The organism is Nostoc sp., assembly GCF_036916575.1.
In the GTDB taxonomy this organism is placed as follows: domain Bacteria; phylum Cyanobacteriota; class Cyanobacteriia; order Cyanobacteriales; family Nostocaceae; genus Nostoc.
Map to the genome: position 1 here is coordinate 1 of NZ_JBALGC010000032.1, position 23,463 is coordinate 23,463.

Sequence of the window (23,463 nt, forward strand, 5' to 3'; positions counted from 1 at the left end):
TTTCCTGAGCAGTGGCCTAACTTCACTCCTCAAATGAATGTCTTTCAAATCACCCTTTCTACTGCCTGATTTTTAATTCCCTACCCTTGAAAGAGGGTTAGGGTGGGGTAAAAAAATATTTGATACATTAAAAGGTGAAAGTTGTTCTCAGCGTACCGACAAACGCATCGTCGTTATCGCTGTTTTGACCAGGAGAGGTCAACCAGATCACACCAGGGGTGATTGAGACGTTATCTGACACGCGATACTTGTAAAAGCCTTCAAAGTGATAAGGTATATCATTACCAGTACCAGCAAAAACTCCTCCTCGGTTACGGGCATAGGGTTCTGCACCAGCAAAAATACCCAATACATTACCCTTTTTACCGAAGTCAGGCAAGGCTACCCCAAGACCGTAGCTCCAAGCTTGAAAATCATCACCAACACCAAAGCCTGTGACATCGTGGTAAGAAAAGAAGCCACTAATTGACAGTTTGTCGCTGGGTCTGAAGGCTGCCGACACACCATAGGAATTACTGGAAGATGCGTTTAGGGCACTTAGAGTGTTAGCTTGAGCAGTGCCTACGACGCGGTTAGGACTACCTAAACCACCACCTAGATCAAATAAATTACCACCTGCACCGTGATAACCGTGAACGTAGGTAGCAGCTATAGCCAAGCGATCGCCAACACTAAAGTTCAACTGTCCAAGAGCTGCATAGTTACCATCCAACAAACCTTGATTTAGTCCAGGATTATTAGGATTTGATGCCAAGTAGCCTATAGTCAGTGAACTTGGTTTAAAAAAGCTACCACCGCTACCAAAGGCTAAAGTCAGTGCTGCACCTGCACCTCCACCAATGCGATAGATGGCACTTTCACTAGCAAAGGTAGATAAGGCACCATTACCGCCATCATAGTCCTCAAAGTAAGGGTTGTTAGTGGCAACATAATCGCTATGAATACCTCCGGTGCCCGCAAAGTAAACTTGGACTGGGCCTATGGGTACGTAATACGCAAGCCAGTCTATAATCACACCGTTGTTACTAGTGCTCCCGATTTGAAAAGTTTGTGTGCCTTCAGCAGTATCGATAACCCCATTTGCGTTATCTCTTATTGAAAAGGCTGTTGCATTCCCGGCTGCAAGACGGGTGTGTAAAATGTCTTTACCAGTGAAACTAGTTTGTAAGTCTAAACGTACCCTATCCTGGAAGACAGTATTGTTAGCATCGCCAGTGTTACCGCCAAAAATATCAGTAACGGCAAAAATACCTTCACCCACCAATTTTGTGGTAGTGGAAAACTGATTTGCTTCCAATTCAGCAGTCCGTGCTTCTACAGCATCTACTCGACCACGCAGAGTTGCTAGTTCTGCCGAGAATTCTTCTTGCAAACGCTGGAGGGTCGTCAAATCTTGTTTTGACACCAAGTCACCAGTTGCTGTCGCAATCAGTTCATTAACTCGATCTAAACAAGCATTTAAACCTGCGGCAAATTCATAACGGGTCAATGCCCGGTTGCCACGGTAAGTGCTATTGGGGTATCCAGCAATACAACCGTAGCGTTCAACCAGGGATTGCAAAGCTTGGAACGCCCAGTCAGTCGGCTGTACATCAGAAAACTGAGAAACTGATGTAACTTGAGACAGTGAATTCTGGTTTTTGCCTTCGCTGCTGTAGCGATTAACCTCTTCTAAAACCTGATTATCATCAGTCTTTTGGGCAACCAACTGCTGATTAACTTTTGGTTGCTCTGTTTGAATGAATATTGAAGCAGCAGAAGCTATTGGTGCTTCTGTCTGAGTAACTTTTGCCTTTATATCTGCATAAGAGCCTGGTACTATAGAAGCCATAGCCCTGGCACTAACCAACACCGTCACTCCCAAAACTACTGGACTTAGTACCAGAGTTTTCCACAATAGATGAGACATTTTTTATTTTCCTTTCCCAAAAAAGACCCGAAATCAGTGGCTTCAAGAAAAAGAGAACAAGCAGTTATTGTACTTGTTGGAAATCTTATCAGATTCCAGTAACTTAACGCTATTTTATATCTCTGACGAGAGAAAAATAAGATGCTGACCTTGAATATTTTTCCAAGCCTTGCTTTACAAGCAAAGCTAAAAAATCTTTGTTTGCAACCAAGCACGGAGAAACAAGGTTTTGAATATTCTCTGGTGAGAGTAATAAAATAAGGCTACTTAGCTCTCAATGATTTAACTGTTAATTATTTTTAATAATCTTCCAATGAATTTCATGAAATACTAAATAATACAAATGAATTCAAATTGGTGAAGAACACAACCTACAGCAGATTGCAACTTCTCTACCTTGGGCTACGCCAAAATGAGGTACAGATTATCGTAGGGAACATGGCTGTGCCCCTACCCGTGTACTTCATTTACCTGCAATACGCTGTAAGTCTCAAAGGTTGTTTTACTTGCTAATGCTGAATTCTGCTGTATCTCAACAATCTACGAATGAGGTTAGGCAAGATTTATCAAAAAAAGAATTCAGGAGTCAGTCGTCAGAATTATCCAATTGAATTCTGTGCGACTGACGGATGAATAAACGGGTTTAAGACCCACACAAAATCAGAGATTTGCTGCAAAAAAATTAGTGGCGGGTCTGAATCACCCACTAATTGATTCTAAATTCGCAATTGTGAATTCTTCTTCAACCAAATACCTCTGCATTAACTCAATTTAGATCAAGGAGAAAAATCATGTCAAATAATCAAAACATCTTACAAGGCTTGGGTTTGGTCGAAGAACTTGACGAACAAGCTGGTGAAACAATTACTGGCGGATACGAGGTATTTACCGTTACGAACAAAACAAAATATGATATTAGCTACTTTGTAGATGGTAAATTATCAAAGGTAGAAAAACCAGGTCAAGGACTGGTATGGACTACATCCAAAGGAGGAATAATTAAATTTGACACTGACAGTAGAGACAAGTATGTGCAGTACAAATCATATAATTTGGCCGATGGCAAAAAATATGAATTTAAAGACAACAAAAAAACTACTGGCAATCCATACGATATAGATCTCTATAGCGTAGGGTAAATTTAAAGCATATTTAGTGTTTTAAATATCTCAAACATACTGCAAATGGGTTATAAGCCAAGAGCAATGACTTTTTAGCGTGTCAGCCAAGCTGTTAATAAAAGTCTGATCTGACAAACCAAATGCTCAATAAAGTCGGGTCATTTGACCCGACTTTATTTTCTCCCCAATAATTGTACTTGAAAATGAAATACCAGATTGTTCTTCAACACAGTGAAGAAGACTGTGGCGCTGCTTGCATTGCCACAATCGCTAAACATTACGGACGCACCTTTACCCTCAACCGCGTCCGCGAAGCAGTAAGTACCGGTGCGCGAGGCACGTCCTTATTGGGCTTGAAGCGGGGAGCGGAAACACTGGGATTTAATGCCCGCCAAGTCAAAGCTACTCCCCAACTCATCGACCAATTGCACCAAATATGCCTACCAGCAATCATTCACTGGAAAGGTAACCATTGGGTAGTGTTATACGGACAAAAAGGGAAAAAATACGTAATTGCCGACCCTGGTCTTGGCATCCGCTATCTCACCCGTGAAGAATTAATGGCGGGTTGGGGTAATGGTGTGATGTTACTTCTGGCTCCTGATGACAGTCGCTTTTATCACCAAGAGTCTGATAAAATCGGTGGTATTGGGCGTTATATCCAAAGAATTTACCCCTATCGTTTTATTATTGCCCAAGCGATCGCGATCAACATCGCGATTGGAATCCTTTCTTTGGCTACTCCGTTTATGATGCAGCTGCTGACGGATGATGTGTTAGTGCGGGGAGATACCCAACTGCTAACGACTGTAGCAATCGGGGTGATAGCTATGAACCTGATTAGAAATCTGATTGGCTTAGTGCAATCTCATCTAATTGGTCACTTTGGTCAAAGATTACAATTAGGGCTAATTCTGGAATATGGACGCAAACTCCTACATTTGCCTCTCTCCTACTTTGAAGCACGACGCAGTGGGGAAGTTGTTAGCCGAATTTCTGATGTTCACGCCATCAATAATCTAGTTTCTCGAATTGTCCTCGGTTTACCCAGCCAATTTTTTATTGCTATAGTTTCCTTAGCTTTGATGCTGTTCTACAGTTGGCAACTGACTTTAGCTTCCATCGCCGCTTTTTTGGTGATTACGGCTGTTAGTCTGCTGTTTTTACCAGCTATCCGCCATAAAACCCGCAATATGATTGTTTCGGGTACAGAAAACCAAGGCTTTCTCGTAGAAACCTTTCGTGGTGTCCAAGTGTTAAAAACTACCCAAGCCACACCCCAAGCTTGGGAAGAGTACCAAAGAAATTACGGTCGGCTTGCTAACTTGGGTTGGAGTACGATGAAATTAGAAATTTACAGCAGCACCCTCGTCGGTGTTCTTTCTACTTTCATAAATATTGGCATTCTCTGGATAGGTAGCAGCTTAGTAATTAATCAGACTTTAAGTATCGGGCAATTGATTGCGTATAACGGCATGAGTGGTAACTTTCTCGGCTTTCTGAGTTCTGCCATTGGCTTAGTTGATGAATTTATTACCGCTCAAATAGTCATTCAACGCTTAACAGAAGTCATTGATTCTACTCCAGAAGATGAAAATGATTTTAAAAAGCCTTGGGCACAAATTCCTGGGGATGCAGATATTACCTGTACTCAACTCAACTTTCACCACGCAGGTAGAGTTGATCTGTTGTCAGATTTTTCCCTAACTATTCCCGGCAGTCAAGTAATTGCTTTAATTGGTAAATCTGGGTGCGGGAAGAGTAGTCTAGCTAAATTAATTACTGGTTTATACAAAATCCAGTCGGGTAATATTCGCTATGGTATTTACAACCAGCAAGACTTGTCTTTAGAATGTCTGCGACAACAGGTGGTGTTAATTCCCCAAGAACCACATTTTTGGAGTCGTTCAATTATCGATAATTTTCGTTTCAGCTATCCTGACATGAGTTTTGAAAGGATTGTAGAAGCTTGTCAAATTGCCGGTGCAGATGAGTTTATCACCAAACTACCTGATAAATATCAAACTGTTTTAGGAGAATTTGGTGCGAATCTTTCTGGGGGACAGCGGCAAAGGTTAGCCATCGCTAGGGCAATAGTTACTCAACCCCCGATTCTGATTTTAGACGAATCTACAAGTGCCCTCGACTCGGTAAGCGAAGCAGAAATATTAGATCAATTGCTTTACCATCGCCAGGGTAAGACCACTATTATGATTAGTCACCGGCCAAAAGTCATCCAGCGAGCAGATTGGATTGTACTACTCGAACAAGGACGCTTACAAATTCAAGGTACACCAGAAGAGTTGCGTCAAATTAAAGGCGACCATTTAAATTTCTTAGATGATATTCTTCCATCGAAAAATGATTTAGCGATCGCAGCTTCTGCCTCCTACCTTAACGGCAAGCCTACTGCCATTAATTAAATCGTATTTTTATTTAATACTGCACTAAACTACAATACAGTTCAGTTAAGGCTAAAACTCTTTGCCAAAGTCAATTTTTTTAACGTAGACGCGGAGCGGCTTGCCGCAGGCTACCGCCAAGGACGCAAAGGACGCAAAGAGAAGAAAGAAATGCTTAACCCAAGCGTATTGCACTAAACTATGGTTAGCAACACAAATTTTGTAACCCCAATTCAAACAAACGAATTTTTACCACTAGTTAGTCGTTGGACTACCTTTGGCATTCTCAGTTTAGCAATTCCAGTCACAGCGATCGCCATAAGCGTGGCGAGAAAAGAAACTCACCTATTTAGGTTTGTAATCAGAGCAATTGAGTGCTTGTATAGTTAGAGCAGTGGCAGGGTGTACTGCACAGTTTAGATAATGGTTGTTGTTAAAAAATCGGCAGTTTTTACAGGGATGTTGCTGTAAATGTTTGATGCTTACTATTTCGTCTTTATCTTGTGCCGCATTTTCTGGGGGATCTTCTACTGCTTTGCAAACGTATGAAACAATATAAACGACAATTCCAAAAACAATCATAAAACAAAGGTGAGCCAAAAACACTGCTACAAATGGAATATCTCCGTTCTGTAGTTTTGTGTCATGATGTGTTGCTCCAGTCGGTTTAGCTTCAATCAAGCTGAACTGATTAACACTTTTTTGGGCGAAGAAATAAAGTCTCAAAAGCTCCGAAGTATGCATATTCAAAGCCTTAAATACTATTTGATTGGATTAAAACACTAAATAAGCTAGGTTTGAAAGCTCTTTTGTTTTTAAACACAAAATATTTCTCTTTAACTCTAATAATATTGTGCAATATTTTATAGAAAATTTAATTTATCTTTGATATATTTTGAAACTAGATGATATATACTGGAATGAATAAAAGAGATGTTTATTGAGTAGTTAAAACGGCATATATTTAGAGATATATTTTGGATAGCAGTCCTAAGCATGACTTATGCAATAACTCTCTGAAACTCTTATTCCTACCCTGCGGGAAGCCGCTGTTGCGTCTATGTGTCCTTCTCTACAAGACGCTGCGCGAACGTCGTTCCTTCTCTCTACGAGACGCTACGCGAACGCAATGACCTATTACATTTAATTATGCCTGCCTGATTAAATCATTTGTGAAAATTTATATTTCTGATCTCTCCGTGTTCTCTGCGTCTCTGTGGTTCGATTAAAAAACTATTTTTCACAACTCATTTAGGATTGTTATATAGCCCTTATTAATTATTCATAAACAATAATATCTCCGACTTTTTTAAGAAATCGGAGATTTAAAGTTTGAAATTAAATTCGATAAGAAATAGCTCTTTTAGCTACTTTCCATGCCTTTATCCCTTGATTTTATCCAGAGCTAAATTCAACTTCAAAACATTAATTCCAGGCTCGCCAAAGATGCCGAGAAAGCGACGATCAGTGTTTTGAGAAATCAAAGCTTCTAGTTGGTTCGGCTGAAATCCTCGCGCCTTGGCTACTCGTGCAATTTGTGCGATCGCAGCTTCCGGGGTAATATGGGGGTCAAGGCTGGAACCAGAGGTGTAAACTAAATCGCCAGTCGGCTGTACACCTGCTGTTTTCAAACGATTGAAGTCACCTTCAACCTTTTTGCTCTCTTCTGGGTCATCTTTACCTTTAATCCGTTCTAGTAATGCGGGATTAGTGGGAGCCAAGTTACTAGCACCAGAAACCCCAGTTTTCAAAACTCCCGCATCGTCCTTTTTGGGGTCAGCTGTGCTGTAGCTGGTGGTACTGGGACGGCTGTTAAAATAGCGATCGCTACTAAAAGGTTGACCAATCAAAGCAGAACCGACAACTTGATCTGTGCTATTTTTCAGTAGACTACCGTTTGCTTGAAAGGGAAACACAATCTGCCCAATGGCAATCATTGCAAAAGGATAAATAATCGCTCCAATAACCCAAAGTACTAAGGTAGAACGAACAGCTCTGCTAGCTTCGCGTGCAAAACTCATTAGAATTTCTCCGGTACAAACATGACAAAAAATAGATAGATGGAAAGCCCTAGCGTCGTCAGTCCTAACAATCCCAATCCCCAAGATTGACTGCGGGAAAGTTGTTCACCAGTAGCGGCATAAACCATAGGCGCAACCACTAGGTTGAAGCACATCGCTAAGAATAAATACAGTGGTAGCTTTTGTCTACGCCATTGACACCAGATTTCAGTTATTTCTTCTAATACTTGGGATATAGGAATAGTGCGTCGGATATGAACGGGTTTCATAGTAAATTAAGACAAAGGTAAGATAATATCTATCAGTTTGATGGCAATGAAGGGAGCAATGATGCCACCAAAGCCAAAGATGAAGATGTTGCGGCGTAAAAGTTGATCTGCTGTTAAAGGTAAGAATTTCACCCCTTTGAGTGCTAGCGGAATTAGTGCTGGAATAATCAAGGCATTGTAAATCAGCGCCGAGACGATCGCCGATTGGGCACTCTTTAATCCCATAATATTAAGTGCGCCGATGCCAGCAGCTGCAAAGATAGTCGGAATAATCGCAAAATATTTAGCAATATCATTAGCGATCGAGAATGTTGTCAATGCTCCACGAGTAATCAGCAACTGTTTACCTATGGTTACTAAGTCAATTAGCTTGGTGGGGTCAGAGTCTAAGTCCACCATGTTAGCAGCTTCTTTGGCAGCTTGCGTCCCAGAGTTCATTGCCACACCCACGTTTGCTTGAGCGAGAGCAGGTGCATCGTTCGTACCATCTCCGGTCATTGCCACCAGTTTACCCTCAGATTGTTCCGAGCGAATCACCTCAATTTTGTCTTCTGGAGTCGCTTCGGCAATAAAATCATCAACCCCAGCCTCTTCGGCAATTACCGAAGCGGTAATTCGATTGTCACCTGTGAGCATGATAGTCTTAACACCCATGCGGCGGAGTTGGTCAAATCGTTCCCGCAGACCAGGTTTCACAATATCTTTGAGGTAGATGACACCATAAATTTTGTCATCTTCGCAGACAGCTAAGGGCGTACCGCCTAACCGGGAAACTCGCTCATAAGCTGCGTCTACATCATCGGGAACGTAGCCACCACGGGAACGGACAAATCCTATAATCGCATCCACCGCTCCTTTACGAATTTGTTTGCCATCGGCTAAATTCGTACCACTCATCCGGGTTTTTGCGGAAAACTCCACACCTTCGGCTTTGTCAATGTTAAAGTCTACCGCAGCCTGGGACTTTTCTGCTAAAACTACAATTGACTTGCCTTCTGGCGTATCGTCAAACAAGCTAGCAGCCAGGGAGACTTGCGCTACATCTTCTATTGAGTGATTATCCAGGGGAATAAACTCATCAGCCATGCGATTACCCAAGGTGATTGTACCTGTCTTATCCAGCACCAAGGTGTTGATGTCACCACAGGCTTCTACTGCTCGACCAGAGGTAGCAATGACGTTAAACTGGGCAACTCTATCCATCCCTGCAATACCGATCGCACTGAGCAAACCACCGATAGTTGTGGGAATTAAAGCTACCAGCAGCGAGATGAGAATAGCAACGCTAGCACCCGCCCGCAAACTATTTCCCGCCTCAGTCCCAAAGGCCGTGCTAATAAAGCTGGCGATGTAGCCAACAAATGGAGGCATAGTTGCCACCACAATCAGGAATACTTGCGTTAACACTGCCAACAATACCGTCAAAGCAATCTCGTTGGGAGTCTTGCTGCGTTCTGCCCCTTCTACCAGGGCAATCATGCGATCAATAAAGCCTTGACCAGGATCAGCACTAATGCGAATTGTCAACTCGTCGGAGAGTAGGCGTGTACCGCCTGTTACCGAACTGGCAATATCTGTACCTGGTTGCTTCAATACCGGGGCAGATTCTCCAGTAATTGCAGACTCATCCACCGAGCCAATGCCTTTAATTACATCCCCGTCGGCGGGAATCATATTATTTGCAACCACTTTTACCAAATCGCCCCGTCGCAGTTCTGTGGAATTGACTTTTACTATCGAACCATCAGGGAGGATCTTGTTAGCGATTGTATCCGATCGCGTTGATCGCAGTGAATCAGCCTGTGCTTTACCGCGTCCTTCAGCTACGGCTTCGGCAAAGTTGGCAAAAATAAGTGTGAAAAAGAGAATAAAGGTAATCAACCCGTTTAACAGGTGTTGTTGGTTGACATCTGCCTGGATTGTGCCAAACAGATTTGGGTTAAGGGTAACAAGGAACGTGACAATTGTCCCCACCCAAACAACAAACATAACTGGGTTTTTGACAGTAATTCGAGGATCGAGCTTGACAAATGACTCACGAATTGCTCTCTGGTAAAGCCCCTGCATATCTGTCTTGGGAGTGTGCTTGCGCGAGTCACGAGTTCCAGATGGAATACGGGACGAAGGAGAATCAGTAGTAGTTGGCATAGATTAAATCTTGGGCATGAGTATCTGAAGTGAATGAATGAGTATCTGAGGTGGATGAATAAGTATCTGAGGTGGATGAATAAGTATCTGAGGTGGATGAACGAGTATCTGAGGTGGATGAATGAGTCTTTGAGGTGGATAAATGAGTTTTTAAGCTAATATTTAACTTCTCACTTCCCCTGCTCCCCCTGCTTCCCCTGCTCCCCTTGCTCCCTGCCCCCTACTCCCCAATCCCCAATCCCTAGCCGATACCTTTAGCGATAAAAAAGGCTTCACCGATGGGGCCGAATGCTAATACTGGGAAGAATGTAAGTGCGCCCAAGATTAAAATTACGCCTGCGGTAACACCTGTAAATAGTCCGGTATCAGTTCGCAATGTACCAGTTGTGAAGGGAACAGCTTGTTTACGAGATATACTATCTGCCAAAAATAGCAAACCCAAAATTGGAATATAGCGTCCAGCCAGTAAACTAAAGCAGGTGCTTAGATTCCACCAGAGGGCAGTTGCAGTGGTTTTTGCGCCTGTAGCGATCGCTAATGGTGAAGGTTGTGAATCGCTTAAACCTTCAAACCCAGAACCGTTGTTAGCAGCAGCGGAGGCATATTCATAAATCACCTGAGCAAAGCCGTGAAATCCCGGATTACTAATTCCTGATAGTTGGTCAGGAAATGCTAGGGCGATACCTGCGGGAATCATAATCGCGATCGGGTGAACTAGCAGAATCAGGAAACTAGCAAGTACAACCTCGCGCTTCTCAATCTTGCGTCCGAGAAATTCTGGTGTGCGTCCCACCATTAACCCTGTAGCGAACACAGCCAGAATTAGGTAAGCAAACAGGTAAGCAGTTCCTGTACCCTGTCCACCCCAGATAATTTGCAGGAACATATTGGAAAGGGTAATAAAACCGCCGTTGGGCATGAAGGAGTCGTGCAAACTGTTGACTGCGCCGCACATGGTGCCAGTTGTACTTACTGCAAATAACACAGATTGCGCCCAACCAAACCGGACTTCTTTACCCTCTAAATTCGGTTGCTGACTACCCAGCAGTGCATTCACAGCCGGATTGCCGTTGTATTCACCAATGGCGGTGACAATAATAAATACTACATAGATAATCCCAACCATCCCGTAGACTAACCAGGCTTGCTTAGTGTTGTTGGCAAACAAACCATAGGTGTAGATTAGGGCAGTGGGAATCGAAAGCATTGCCACAACCTGAATTAAGTTAGTAAATCCGTTGGGATTTTCAAAAGGGTGTGCCGAGTTGATGGCGAAAAAGCCGCCGCCGTTTTCCCCTAATTGCTTGATAATTTCAAAATGAGCAACCGGGCCACGAGCGATCGCCTGACTAATATTCGGATCTTCCAAGGTAGGGAATACAACTGCACCCGCCAGGGTTTCTGGAACGCCAGCTGCCATTAAGGCGATCGCGCCCACAATACAAATAGGCAGCAAAATTCGGGTAATCGAGCGAATTATGTCTACATAAAAGTTGCCCAATGGTCTACCTGTCAATCCCCGAATAAAAGCAATTCCTACCGCCAAACCAGTCGCAGCAGAAGTGAACATGTGATAACCAAGTCCCCACATTTGGCTGCCATAGCTCATGTAGGTTTCACCAGAATAGTGCTGCTGGTTGGTATTAGTAATAAAGGAAATGGTAGTATGCAGTGTTGTGTCCCAAGTTGGGGCATTTATCCCCGTAGGGTTGAAGGGTAACCATCCTTGATTCATGATGATCAAGAAAATCAGCAATCCCATTGCTACATTGCTATACAGGATTGCCCGCCCATACTGCCAGCCTGTCATGTTTTCTTTGGTTTTAACGCCAACCAAGGAATAAAGCACTCGCTCAACCGGATTCAAAATTGGGTCGAGAAAAGTACTTTGCTCTAGGTAGACACGCGCCATGTAGCGCCCAAAAAAGGGAGTAAGCGCCACTACAATTAGTAGCGTTAATACAATTTGAATCCATCCTTCTAGCATTGGATTAGTCGAACTCCGACATGAATAATTTTCAGATTAATATTAGATATTTTCTTGCCATAAATCAGAAAACATAATGAAGTCTATCGGCATTATTGTTAACTAACCTATAACTATGTGCTTCCTCAATCAATCATGGAGCTTTTTGTTAAAGAACACAAGGTATAAATTAATATTTAAACTAACCTATACAAGGAATATATTTGTCTATATATACAATTTTTCCGAGCGTTTATATCGATATATATCTGCAAATATAGAAGAACAGCTAAATGCTAAACAAACAGCTATTTTGCGCTCAAATGGGAACATCTCACAAGCCAAGCCGACAAAGGCAGTTGTAGTAAATTTGTAAAATAAAATAAAACGTCTTTTGTCAATCAGTTAAAATACTCAGAATGTTCTTACTAAAGTGGAGGAAGTGACCGACGTTCACCTCCTCCAATCTTTTAATAGAAAATGCCAAATTTCAACAAACTAAAAAAGGATTAGTCAGCCTTAAGTTTCACCCCTTGAAACCTGTATTCAAAAACTCCATAGGGAAGCGGTTTAGTCTTTTGATCCAGTGGACTTTTATTTAAATCATAGTAACTATACTTGTAGGTTCCATTCACTGTGAAAGTTTGTGGATTGAACCTCAAATGATATTCAGTAACCGCAATATTGCCTGGTAATGACCCTGACGGGAAACTGAAATTAAGTGTCTTGGCAACAATCTCGTTATTTCCAGTACACTTCCAGCTACCTTGTGAAGAACCAAAGGGTTGGTCATCTGGGTTGGATGAACCCGGAACACCATTAGCATTAGAGTCATTGGCAATAAGATTACCATCTGCGGTAAAAGTTGCAATTTCGCGGTATGACGAGGGTTGACTAGAAGTAGAATTTGTTTGGGTAAGTGTCGCAAGGTATGTGCCAACGACCGTTAGGCGACATAGGTTTTCCGAATAATCCTTAGCATCTGCCTTGTGCGGATTTATGAAGACCGGAATGGTCAGTGCCAACAGACTGCTAATCATAAAACTGGCAATAGCTCTGTTTTTTTTCATCACAAAACCTCCTGTAACACCTTAGTAGAGAAAGTTGAAACAATATTAAGGAATGGGGTTCAAATCAAACAATAAATGGGATGTGCTTGGTCTGAAAAATTCTAGTCAATTCCCAGGCAAAAACTAGCCCTTTTATAATTTCAAATAACACGATTTCTATTAAGTTGCAATCGCCAATCAAGCTTGGAAAAACTATCGATTAGCTCGGCGCTAAAGCTGTCATATTTGATGGCGATCGCAATTAAGTGACAGTATTGACTATTAAATAATATTCATATATGAACAACATATTTGATAAATTTTCATGAAGAAGGGAACAAAGGTGTATATATCAGGACAAACGCTAGATAGTCAATAAGCCCCACTTGTACTCCTTTGGAGAACCCGCTATGAAAGTAACTGCCGTTCAGGAATCTAATTTATAATTCATTAGGACTTACGCAACGCCGATATTGTTATTGCGACCGAAACGGAGTGTAAGGAAGCAATAAGAGCGTCAGGGGAGATTACTTCGCTATAGCTCGTAATGACGAAATTACGTTATTTTTGTGTAAGTCCTGTTCATAACTGATTTTGGCGACAAATTCCAAATGCTGAAGTGTAGGCGTGTAAGAAAGTTCTGCCACCAACAGGACCGATTTCACCGCCACAGAAAAAGCCGCCTACAGGAATATCTTTAAGGTAGTGTCGAAATAGTTCAGAATCGAAATTGGGTTTACCATACAGTCCTTCACCTCGCCCCAGACAAGAAAACATCAAGGCAGCTACAGCAGAGGGTTCAGATTCTCGTTGGTGTTGATAACTTTGTAGGAGTAATTCTAGGTCTTCAGCGGAGGCTTGGGCATCACGTAGGTGGAATTGCAGCCTTTGACCAGGACGGACACGATCGCCAATTGCGATCGCCCCAGCTGTTGGATCGACCCCAAGAATACTACGAATTAAAAAGTCTCCTTGCTGTAAAGCCATCTTAAATTCATCCATTGCCACACCAACAAACAGAGAGTGCTGTGCTAAAATCCGTTCTTGTTCACTGAGACTGGCAATCAAATCTCGCAACACCATCAGAGGTACTTTCTCATCTAACTCCAAAATAATATTGCGATCAGCTTTTGTGACTTGCAATGGTTTGCCAATCGGTCGGCATCCTTGGGCTACAATCGTTTCCAAAACAATATTACCAGTCAAAGCTATACCAATAGTGCCCTCACGATACAGGCTTTGGTGTTCCTCACCGCTAGCATCGTTACAAAATAGGGCAACACGACCACTTATACCCCCACCACTAGCCTGTCCCCCCACTATCACCGATCCTGGATAAGCAAAATCCAGCCCCTGCAACAAATCGTTGATTCCAGACGCGAAGGAACTAGACAGCAAGATGAACTGGGGTGTCGGTGATGGTGGCACACCGATCAAATCAAGCCAAGCATCTGGTGAACTGTCTAAGTCAGGTAATTCTTCAGCAACAATATGAAAGACTTGAATCTTCACTCCTGGAAGGTGCGCTAAAGTCAAGCTGATAGCTGGTTCAGCTTCCAGTTCTTGGGTTTCTCCGCTAACTGTTGTCCCAATCACACCTCCACCACTACAGCCAATTAGCACTGGCACAGAAAGTTTCTCAGCTAACAAGGGTAACAGTCGGGAATACTCACTTGTAAAAGCAGACGAAATGAATACCAGTCCTAGATCCGCAGGTGCTGTTAACGATGAGACAGCTCGTTCCACCACATCTGTAATAGCGGCTTCCAAAGAATGACGGGTTGATAGGGCGTTTGCCCACTGCATTTGGTCTGCCATGAGTTTTGAGCTTTTTTCTCTTTTTAGGCTAATAGGTTTTGATTTTTTATTTTGGGAAGAATTGCATCCTACAAGAATTGACGCCAGCCCTTCGTCTCCTTCATCCCAAGAAGCTGGGGTTGTCATTCCCTAATATATTGCATCTAAATATATTGTATGATTATTTATCCCTAGTACTGATTCCACAAAATCTTAAAAAATAAAGGTAAATGCATTATAGATGCGGTAATTTGCTGTATTGGTTATAAATCAATAGGCAAAAACACTAACTGATGAGCAGCTAAATGGTTAGAATGGTTAGTAATCAAGCCAAAAACTGCCATTTCTGTACTTTTTCTATACTAGTATTAACAACACACAACGAGACTAAAGCAATGACCAACATCCAAGAAACAGCAAAGAGCGGCATCCAAGAAAAAATCCAAGAAGAAGTGGAACAAGCGCGTACTGTCTGTGATACTAACGGTAGCAACTCACCAGAGTGTGCTGCTGCTTGGGATGCAGTAGAGGAATTGCAAGCCGAAGCTTCCCACAAGCGCCAAAGCAAGCCAAAAAACTCTCTAGAACAGTATTGTGATGACAACCCAGATGCAATTGAATGCAGGGTTTACGACGACTAGAAATTGAGGCAAGTCAATTTTCTATTTCTTTGGTCAGCAACCAGGATTGACCAAAAAAGACGCAAAGAGTGGGGGAAGCGGCAACTTGCCGCGTTCCCCTTTTTTAGGGGTAAAGGAAGAAAATAGCCCCCCTAAAAAAGGGAGTTGGGGGATCTTCGCTCGATAAACAAGGTAACCGAACCGTATTGGGGAGCCACTTGCTTACAGAAAGAAGTTAGAGCGCAGTCTTGAGGCTAACTACTGAGCTTTATGCTTTGATTAAACTATTATCAAGAAGAATTCATGCTGAATTCTGACTCCTGAATTCAGCATGAATTGGAGTCCGATTGACTCCTGAATAAAAGGGTTTAATACCCCTGCCTTATTAAGCGGTCTACAATCAGGTAGTGGTATAAAACCCCACTTGATTAATTTTGACTCTTGACTTCTGAATTTTTTTTATCTATTGTTTGAGAAAACTATGGACTATAATATTCGGTTTCGCCCTTTCGTCTGGATTGATTACCGACTAGCAGTATTATTTTTGGTAATTATTCCGCTAATTCTTTTGATTTGGGCATTTGTGCAAAAAGCAGAAAGCATACAACGCTTATTGACTATATACTGGCGAGTATCAAGCCTAGTGGCAATCACGATTTACTTAATGATTGCTCAGTATCCAGTTAGCTTTATCTCTGGATTGATGGCTCGGATTTTGATCCCGATTTCGCTGTGGTTCTGGGTGGATCTCAACGATGAAATTGAGTATCAAACCAGTGGCTCTTTGAAATTTATTTTTACCTCTTGGCGCTGGGCTACAACTGTTTATTGTATTTTGGGTACACTAGCCTTTATCCCTTTTTTGGGTTGTGCTTTTTCTGGCAATATGCTTAAAACTCCCTATTGTCGCGTCTGGTTCGAGGCTCCGTTGCTATTCAAAGAATATTTCCATGCTAATAGCAAGGCTGAATTTTTAGGTTTTCTTGGCATAATTAGTTTAGTAATTTATGTGCTTTACTTAAGCTATTTTGTTCTGATTAAGCTGGGCAAGCAGGGACGCTCGGCCACACCACAGTAACCATCGCTGCGCCAACGTACCCCTACTATTAAAAAAATGAATTTCATTGGTAAGCGGCTGGAACAATACACCGCAAAACGCCCTCAAGAAGTCTTACTTGTAACGGTGGAAATTGCTAATGAACAAGATACAATTGCTATTTTCAAAGGCTTTTCCAGTTCTTTGATGCGTCCAACGGCATTTGATCCAGATGTACCAGTTCTACCAGATGGGGCAAAGATCCTCAACATTGACCGAGTAGCCAGTCCTTACAATCCTGAAGTACCCCGTTATATTCAACAAGGACTCTCTTGGGAAGCTATGAAAGCTCTATTATTAGAAGTAGGTGTTTGACTAATTACTAATTCGTAATCTTGGTGTAATTAACTAAAATGCCTACTGTTGCTCAAGTAGCAAGTTTGTATCGTATTAGCTATCAACTGACGTATATCATGCTTCAGGTTATATACCTTATTTGCGTTGATAATCGGACTCGTAATGTATACATTTTTGCTGGGTATGACGAAGAGATTGAATTCCAAATTTTACCCAACGGAGAGTTGTTTGATGAGCCGAATTAATTACGATTCAATGTCTGATATTGAATTGAAACAGTATTTTCTCAAGCATCGTGGAGATCAAGCTGCTTTTCAAGCATACCTGGACAGGATTAATCAGCGTCCGCGTAGGATTGTTGCAAGCCCCAATGATCCCGATTTTGATCAGAAGGTTCAAGCAGCGATTCGCCAAAAGCTAGAAGCAGCAAGAAGCAGTAGTCAGCAGTCTAACACTGCGTTGAAGCCGACTGATCAAGAGTGATCTTTGAGAGCCACAGAAAGGTTATCTACTTTTTTATGAATTACCACGACATTATTACGATTGATCCTGGAAAACGCAGTGGAAAACCCTGTATCCGGGGAATGCGAATCACTGTTTATGATATTTTGGAGTATCTTGCAGGCGGAATGACTGAAGCAGAAATCTTAGAGGATTTTTCGGAATTAACTTCAGAACACATCAAAGCGTGTCTAGCTTTTGCTGCTGATCGTGAGAAGAAGTTATTTGTGGTATCCCTGTGAAAGTGTTATATAGAAAAAATCTATATAAATATTTAATTTGGAGTATTTAGATTATATGAAAAACTCCCGTATAATCACTAGCTATGCCTCCGAAATTATCGGTTAAAGTGGTTTCGGTTAAGTCTTCTCTACATTAATTAGTTGGGTATAGTGTCAATGTTTGAGCGTGATACACTAGTGGCACAACTGGGCGATCCATACACTAACAAGGTAGTTCCGCGCTTTAAACGTTTTGCATTCATTCGTGATGAGTTGTTTGAGAACATAGCAGCCAGCGCGCTTAACGAGACTTGGGGCAATAAGAATTTTGTGTTGGAGTCTTACCTTGCGGTTCACGTTCCCTGGAGTATCGAACAAGGTAATTTCACTCATAGTGCTAATCAACTATATGTAACGGCAGGTCATTTACAAACAAGGTACGGCACTCCGATTTATTTAATTTTTGAGCAAAATAGTAGAGTCAACCAAACACCCTGGTATTTAGTGACTGCTGGTTCTCAAATTTCTGCGCCAGAATTGCCAGTTTCCCCTGAAATTCCAGAACCTTTGATCATCAAACCAGGCGCAGAAATTGTGATGATGCATGATCATATTCTTACTGATCATCCAGATCGCATTCCCTTTCTTGCTGATACACCCAGGGTTGCTCAGATGTGCGCTATTGCAGGATCTATACAATGGTCTATCAATCGCAACTTGCAGTACTATCAAAGCAATGAATTGGAAGGCGTTCATGACACTATCGATTATTGCCGAACCTGCTCCTCTAAAATCTAATGAGGATGGTGTAGTTCTCGTAGGTAAAACCCGTGTCACATTGGACACTGTAGTTGCTGTCTTTAAGCAAGGCGCTACAGCAGAGGAAATTGTTTATCGCTATCCGTCGCTCAATTTGGCTGACGTTTACGCTACGATCGCCTTCTACCTCAATCATCAACCGGAAGTAGAAGCCTACTTGCAACAGCGACGGCAGCAATCACAAGAGATTCGGGTAATAAATCAAGCGAATTTTGACCCACAAGGCTTACGCGATCGCTTGCTTGCCCGCAAAACAGCACAGGAAGCATGTTAAAACTCCTTGCTGATGAAAATTTCGATAATACGGTTGTTAGAGGATTGTTCCGCCGTACCCCAGAAATCGACATCGTTCGTGTACAAGATGTTAGGTTATCAGGCAAAGATGATCCAACTATCCTGGATTGGGCAGCCCAAGAAGGACGTATCCTGCTTACCCATGACGTTTCTACAATTACTCGCTATGCATACGATCGAGTTAGGCAAGGTCAGACCATGCCGGGAGTTATCGAAGTCAGCTTAGATGCATCGGTCGGGCGGGTCATTGAAGATATTCTTGTACTTATAGAGTGTAGCCAGGAGGGAGAACTAGAAGGTCAAGTTCAGTATCTACCCTGGTAAAACGGTCTAACAAAGCGATGAAGCGAGCAGCTAAAAGCCGTTGGTGTGGATGCAAAGAATATCTGCTACCGATCATCTTAGCCGTTATCCTGAAGAAACCAAGCTATCTGAAACTGTCTTCTCTACCAGACGCTACGAGAACAATTTTGAAGAATTCTTTTGACTTTTAAATTTAAAAAATGTCCCGTACTGGATACACACTTCCCGTCTTTGCGTGCGCTGCTGCTGTTGCAGCTTTACATTGGTTACGCGATCGCCAACCCCTAACTTTAGCATCTGTAGATTTGATTGAACCCGCTCAAATCGCAGAAATCCCCATTGAACAGGTAGCAGGACTATCTGAGAATACAGCTTTAGCGATCGCTCGCAGCGATCCTGGTGATAATCTCGATTTGACTAAAAATACACCAATTTGGACATTGGTGGAATGGGGAGGGGAAGCACAGGAAGCAATAACTATTAAAGGAGGGGAAGGAATTGGCAGGCAGATGAATGCTGGTGACAAGCCTGCTATTTATGCCTATGCTCAAAGGCTCTTAAAAGAAAACTTGCAACGGATGCTAGCACCTGGGGAAAAAATCACGGTGACAATTATTCTACCCGAAGGGCGATCGCTTGCTGTTCGGACTTCAAATTCTGCCTTTGGTGTGGTTGAAGGACTTTCCCTTTTAGGTACAACCGGCATTTCTCAACCTTTGAGTACACCAGATCAGCTTGCAGTTTTTCGGGCGGAATTACAAAATAAAGCCAGTCGTTTTGAGAGTTTAGTATTCTGTATCGGGGAGAATGGCCTAGATTTGGCGCGTAAACTAGGGATTAATCCTGAGCAATTGGTCAAAACTGCTAACTGGCTTGGCCCAATGTTGGTAGAAGCTGATGTTCTGGGTGTAAAAGAAATCTTATTATTTGGCTATCACGGTAAGCTGATGAAACTGGCTGGGGGAATTTTTCACACCCATCACTACTTAGCTGATGGACGCCGGGAAATTTTAGCAACGCACTGTGCGATCGCAGGTTTAAAATCGCCAGATATCCAAGCTGTGTTTAACAGTGCGACTGCGGAAGCAGCACTAAAATACCTCAGATTGCTAGATGCTTCCACAGGCAGTGATTGGGTAAATCAAGTTTACACTGCGATCGCCGAAACCATCGATGTTCGTTCTCAAGATTACATTCAAAGCCATAGCGAAAGGCGCACAGCAGTTACAGTCTGTGGCTCTATCCTCTTTGATCGCGATCGCAAAATTATCGTGAAGAGTAAAACTGCTGGTCTGTTGATGGGAAAATTATGTTAATTTATTATGAATAATCGTAAACAATCCAAATAAATAATCTTTTAAGTAACCACTCTAGGGTAAGTTTATCGTTTTGATAGCATATCCGACTCAGGGACTAGACAAACGCACATAAAGTTGCGTTTGTAAAGGCTCTCTATACCATTATCAGCCTGCCCAGGCTGAATAATAGCATCACCATAGACCACAAAGCATCTATTTATCCTTAACAGATATAACTCCGGTCATGAATACAGCGGTAACTCTACCAACAGAACTAGCGCCCCAAATATTGGAAAATTTTGGGCGGCTTGATCGCCAATTGATTGTAATTCTGGACTTCGGCTCTCAATATTCTGAGCTGATTGCCCGTCGCATCCGCGAAACTCAAGTATACTCGGAAGTTTTGTCCTATCGCACTACTTCTGCACATTTGCGCCAACTTAATCCTAAGGGAATCATCCTCTCCGGTGGGCCAAGTTCGGTTTATGGTGATAATGCTCCCCATTGTGACTCAGAAATCTGGAATTTGGGAATACCCATCTTGGGTGTTTGCTATGGGATGCAGCTGATGGTCAACCAACTCGGTGGAGAAGTGGCAAAAGCTGATCGAGGTGAATACGGCAAAGCGTCATTATATATTGATGATCCCACAGATTTGCTCACTAATGTTGAAGATGGGACTACCATGTGGATGAGTCATGGAGACTCAGTTACCCAAATGCCATCAGGGTTTGAATTGCTAGCACATACAGAAAATACCCCCTGTGCTGCGATTGCCGACCATGAAAGGAAACTTTACGGTGTTCAATTTCATCCAGAGGTGGTGCATTCTGTTGGCGGTTTAGCATTAATCCGTAATTTTGTCTACCATATCTGCGATTGCGAACCGACTTGGACAACAGCGGCTTTTGTCGAAGAGGCAATTCGGGAAATTCGCGCCAGAGTTGGTGAAAAGCGGGTGCTGTTGGCGCTATCTGGGGGAGTGGATTCTTCTACCCTGGCCTTCTTGCTGTATAAAGCGATTGGTGACCAACTGATTTGCGTGTTTATCGATCAAGGTTTTATGCGAAAGTATGAGCCAGAGCGATTGGTAAAGCTGTTTCAAGAGCAGTTTCATATTCCTGTAGAGTATGTTAATGCTCGCGATCGCTTTTTAGCTAAGGTTGCCAATATCACAGATCCTGAAGAAAAACGCCGCCGCATCGGACACGAATTTATCAGCGTCTTTGAGGAAACATCCAAGCGCCTCGGTCACTTTGACTATCTGGCTCAAGGGACTCTTTATCCAGATGTCATCGAATCTGCTGACACCAACGTTGATCCCCAAACTGGTGAGCGGGTTGCGGTAAAAATTAAGAGTCATCACAATGTTGGCGGTTTGCCCAAAGACCTAAGATTTAAATTGGTGGAACCACTGCGGAAACTATTTAAAGATGAAGTCCGCAAAGTTGGGCGTTCCATTGGTTTACCAGAAGAAATTGTCCAACGGCAACCTTTTCCTGGGCCTGGTTTGGCAATTCGCATCCTGGGGGAAGTCACATCTGAGCGGTTAAACATTTTGCGTGATGCCGATTTGATTGTAAGGCAAGAAATTAACCAACGCGGCATCTATCATGATTTCTGGCAAGCATTTGCAGTATTGCTGCCAATTCGTAGTGTTGGCGTTATGGGGGATCAACGTACTTACGCTTACCCGATTGTTTTGCGGATTGTGACCAGTGAAGATGGCATGACTGCTGATTGGGCGAGAGTGCCTTACGATGTCCTGGAAGTGATTTCCACTCGGATTGTGAATGAGGTGAAAGGGGTGAATCGGGTGGTTTATGACATCACCTCTAAGCCGCCTGGAACCATTGAATGGGAGTAATCAAGTTTTGAGTTGACTTAACTAAAAGCTTATCACTCTTTGCTATGGTTCAGATCCCTTGCAGTAGTTTAGATTCACATACAGCAAGTTGCTTTTTTAATCAGGTATACCTTTTCAACTCAACAGCCAGGTATAAAGCCTAGATTACTTCTGATTCCTGACTCCTGACTTGAGCTTTGGAGTCTCCGGCTTTGATGGCAATGCCAACCTGACTTGTTTCAAGCCTCGGCATTGTCTGTTTTTTTGACTTTCGGTTTACTAAGAGCAAGTGTCTACCCTTCTACCATTCGTGAGAGGCTAGCGCCTGCCGTAGGATGCCTGAACGCGAATCAGCGTCTCCTGTCTTGAGAAGGGCTGTAGGCAGAAGACCGCAGTGGCTCCTCTTTTTAAGGCTTGCTCTAATTTCCTCTTTATAAGGAGGGTTAGGGAGGATCAAATCTTAACCCAAACGTATTGATTTTAAAAGTTTCCATCAAAATCCAAATTTGTTAGTAATAAAGCAGTCAGTAATTAGCAAGATTATTCTTGAACTCCAAGTATTCGTTAAAGTGAATTTTTTAAATGTCAAGGAATTTAAACATCAACATAATTTTATCCAGTCAGTAATTATAAATGCTAGCGAATAATTAACTATCAATTAGATGGTGGCTGGACGAATTGAGTTGTTGTCTAGGAAAATAGGCGCGATCGCAGTAAAATTACCAATGGTATGGTCACTAATAAAAAAAACAAGCAGCTGATTTATAAACAACTTTCATTTGATTAACATTAATGCAGATGTTATGGAACCTCCTCTCCCCCTTGCTGGCTTAAACATCCTTGTAGTTGATGATGATGACGATAGCCGCTTTTACATTACTACCGTGTTGGAAGCTGATGGAGCCACCGTCATGGCAGTTGCATCGGCAGAGGTAGCATTGAAAGTACTACCTGAGTTGCAACCAGATGTCTTGATTTGTGATATTGCTATGCCTGGTGAAGATGGCTACACCCTCATCCGCAAGATCCGGGCGCTGAACCCTGATATTTATGGAAAACTTCCCGCTATCGCCTTAACTGCCTATGGCGATAGTGAGTATCGTAGCCGTGCCCTGGAAGCAGGCTTTCAGACTCATGTGGCTAAACCAGTTGATCCAGGAGAACTAGTTGCGATTGTCGCAAATTTGGTTGCTTCTTGTAAGAGTTAACACAAATATTTAGTCATTTGTCGGTGATTATTTATTATTTCCCTAATCTTTTGTTATGTTCCTAATCAAATTTTTTAAACGAAGAAATCAAGGTGCTACAACATCACTTTTAGTGATGTGTTAATTTGTGAAAAAAATGTTGGTAATAACAAGTTTTTTAGGGCAGAACTGTTTCATCTCTAAAAAGCGTTGCTTTACATTTGAACAAGGCGTGATTTGGAATTGCTTAAACTATTTAACTCCAGTTTCAAAGCTAATTTGCTCAGACTTACAGCAGA

At 42.4% G+C, this 23,463-nt stretch carries 22 protein-coding genes; 14 read left to right on the forward strand and 8 right to left on the reverse strand.

Annotation, left to right across the window (positions count from 1 at the left end):
• Positions 1–127: 127 nt before the first annotated feature.
• Positions 128–1,909 (reverse strand): iron uptake porin, encoded by a 1,782-nt coding sequence (locus tag V7L29_RS08450; protein WP_334735141.1) that lies wholly within the window; start codon positions 1,907–1,909, stop codon positions 128–130.
• Positions 1,910–2,700: 791 nt separating this feature from the next.
• On the opposite strand from V7L29_RS08450, the gene V7L29_RS08455 reads away from it, so the two are divergent.
• The gene (locus V7L29_RS08455) at positions 2,701–3,048 is read left to right on the forward strand and encodes a hypothetical protein (RefSeq protein ID WP_334693512.1); all 348 of its coding nucleotides are present in this window, start codon (positions 2,701–2,703) and stop codon (positions 3,046–3,048) included.
• A gap of 185 nt (positions 3,049–3,233) precedes the next feature.
• Complete coding sequence (locus tag V7L29_RS08460; RefSeq protein WP_334735142.1) at positions 3,234–5,453, forward strand: peptidase domain-containing ABC transporter; 2,220 nt, start codon at positions 3,234–3,236, stop codon at positions 5,451–5,453.
• Between the two features lie 324 nt (positions 5,454–5,777).
• On the opposite strand, the gene V7L29_RS08465 is transcribed toward V7L29_RS08460, so the two are convergent.
• The 7 genes from V7L29_RS08465 to V7L29_RS08495 all read right to left on the reverse strand — a co-directional run bounded on the left by V7L29_RS08465 (position 5,778) and on the right by V7L29_RS08495 (position 14,703).
• Complete coding sequence (locus tag V7L29_RS08465) at positions 5,778–6,176, reverse strand: hypothetical protein (RefSeq protein ID WP_334735143.1); 399 nt, start codon at positions 6,174–6,176, stop codon at positions 5,778–5,780.
• A gap of 638 nt (positions 6,177–6,814) precedes the next feature.
• The gene (gene kdpC / locus V7L29_RS08470; protein ID WP_334735144.1) at positions 6,815–7,453 is read right to left on the reverse strand and encodes a K(+)-transporting ATPase subunit C; all 639 of its coding nucleotides are present in this window, start codon (positions 7,451–7,453) and stop codon (positions 6,815–6,817) included.
• Positions 7,453–7,722: a potassium-transporting ATPase subunit F gene (locus tag V7L29_RS08475; RefSeq protein WP_334693516.1), complete on the reverse strand. Its 270-nt coding sequence runs from the start codon at positions 7,720–7,722 to the stop codon at positions 7,453–7,455. Before V7L29_RS08475 ends, kdpC begins: the two co-directional genes overlap by 1 nt.
• A 6-nt stretch (positions 7,723–7,728) precedes the next feature.
• Complete coding sequence (kdpB, locus tag V7L29_RS08480; RefSeq protein ID WP_334735145.1) at positions 7,729–9,870, reverse strand: potassium-transporting ATPase subunit KdpB; 2,142 nt, start codon at positions 9,868–9,870, stop codon at positions 7,729–7,731.
• 241 nt (positions 9,871–10,111) lie between these two features.
• Positions 10,112–11,857, reverse strand: coding sequence for a potassium-transporting ATPase subunit KdpA (kdpA, locus tag V7L29_RS08485; RefSeq protein WP_334735146.1), 1,746 nt, complete (start codon positions 11,855–11,857; stop codon positions 10,112–10,114).
• 488 nt (positions 11,858–12,345) lie between these two features.
• Positions 12,346–12,906 (reverse strand): hypothetical protein, encoded by a 561-nt coding sequence (locus V7L29_RS08490; RefSeq protein WP_334735147.1) that lies wholly within the window; start codon positions 12,904–12,906, stop codon positions 12,346–12,348.
• A gap of 561 nt (positions 12,907–13,467) precedes the next feature.
• Entirely contained in the window at positions 13,468–14,703 is a 1,236-nt protein-coding gene (locus tag V7L29_RS08495) for an FIST signal transduction protein (protein WP_334693577.1), read from the reverse strand.
• A gap of 374 nt (positions 14,704–15,077) precedes the next feature.
• Here V7L29_RS08495 and V7L29_RS08500 point away from each other — a divergent pair, with 374 nt between their 5' ends.
• The 12 genes from V7L29_RS08500 (at position 15,078) to V7L29_RS08555 (ending at position 23,185) form a co-directional block, all read left to right on the forward strand.
• Positions 15,078–15,323 carry a Calvin cycle protein CP12 gene (locus V7L29_RS08500; protein WP_334693520.1) on the forward strand — a complete coding sequence of 82 codons (246 nt, stop codon included), beginning with the start codon at positions 15,078–15,080 and terminating at the stop codon, positions 15,321–15,323.
• A gap of 460 nt (positions 15,324–15,783) precedes the next feature.
• Positions 15,784–16,380, forward strand: coding sequence for a DUF3177 family protein (locus V7L29_RS08505; protein WP_334735148.1), 597 nt, complete (start codon positions 15,784–15,786; stop codon positions 16,378–16,380).
• Positions 16,381–16,416: 36 nt separating this feature from the next.
• The gene (locus V7L29_RS08510; RefSeq protein ID WP_334693522.1) at positions 16,417–16,713 is read left to right on the forward strand and encodes a DUF7734 family protein; all 297 of its coding nucleotides are present in this window, start codon (positions 16,417–16,419) and stop codon (positions 16,711–16,713) included.
• A 38-nt stretch (positions 16,714–16,751) separates the two neighbouring features.
• Positions 16,752–16,940, forward strand: a complete 189-nt coding sequence (locus tag V7L29_RS08515) for a DUF6888 family protein (RefSeq protein WP_334735149.1) — start codon at positions 16,752–16,754, stop codon at positions 16,938–16,940.
• Positions 16,927–17,178 (forward strand): DUF6887 family protein, encoded by a 252-nt coding sequence (locus tag V7L29_RS08520; protein ID WP_334735150.1) that lies wholly within the window; start codon positions 16,927–16,929, stop codon positions 17,176–17,178. The genes V7L29_RS08515 and V7L29_RS08520 overlap by 14 nt, the downstream gene beginning before the upstream one ends.
• A 35-nt stretch (positions 17,179–17,213) precedes the next feature.
• Positions 17,214–17,438 (forward strand): DUF433 domain-containing protein, encoded by a 225-nt coding sequence (locus tag V7L29_RS08525; RefSeq protein WP_334735151.1) that lies wholly within the window; start codon positions 17,214–17,216, stop codon positions 17,436–17,438.
• Between the two features lie 156 nt (positions 17,439–17,594).
• Positions 17,595–18,215: a DUF3825 domain-containing protein gene (locus tag V7L29_RS08530; protein WP_334735152.1), complete on the forward strand. Its 621-nt coding sequence runs from the start codon at positions 17,595–17,597 to the stop codon at positions 18,213–18,215.
• Positions 18,172–18,510, forward strand: coding sequence for a DUF433 domain-containing protein (locus tag V7L29_RS08535; RefSeq protein ID WP_334735153.1), 339 nt, complete (start codon positions 18,172–18,174; stop codon positions 18,508–18,510). Before V7L29_RS08530 ends, V7L29_RS08535 begins: the two co-directional genes overlap by 44 nt.
• The gene (locus V7L29_RS08540) at positions 18,504–18,854 is read left to right on the forward strand and encodes a DUF5615 family PIN-like protein (RefSeq protein ID WP_334735154.1); all 351 of its coding nucleotides are present in this window, start codon (positions 18,504–18,506) and stop codon (positions 18,852–18,854) included. Before V7L29_RS08535 ends, V7L29_RS08540 begins: the two co-directional genes overlap by 7 nt.
• Before the next feature lie 179 nt (positions 18,855–19,033).
• A complete protein-coding gene (cbiD, locus tag V7L29_RS08545) occupies positions 19,034–20,149 on the forward strand; it encodes a cobalt-precorrin-5B (C(1))-methyltransferase CbiD (protein ID WP_334735155.1) in 1,116 nt (371 codons plus the stop codon).
• 226 nt (positions 20,150–20,375) lie between these two features.
• Positions 20,376–21,998 carry a glutamine-hydrolyzing GMP synthase gene (gene guaA / locus V7L29_RS08550; RefSeq protein WP_334735156.1) on the forward strand — a complete coding sequence of 541 codons (1,623 nt, stop codon included), beginning with the start codon at positions 20,376–20,378 and terminating at the stop codon, positions 21,996–21,998.
• A 782-nt stretch (positions 21,999–22,780) separates the two neighbouring features.
• Positions 22,781–23,185 carry a response regulator gene (locus tag V7L29_RS08555; protein ID WP_334693531.1) on the forward strand — a complete coding sequence of 135 codons (405 nt, stop codon included), beginning with the start codon at positions 22,781–22,783 and terminating at the stop codon, positions 23,183–23,185.
• Positions 23,186–23,463: the final 278 nt, after the last annotated feature.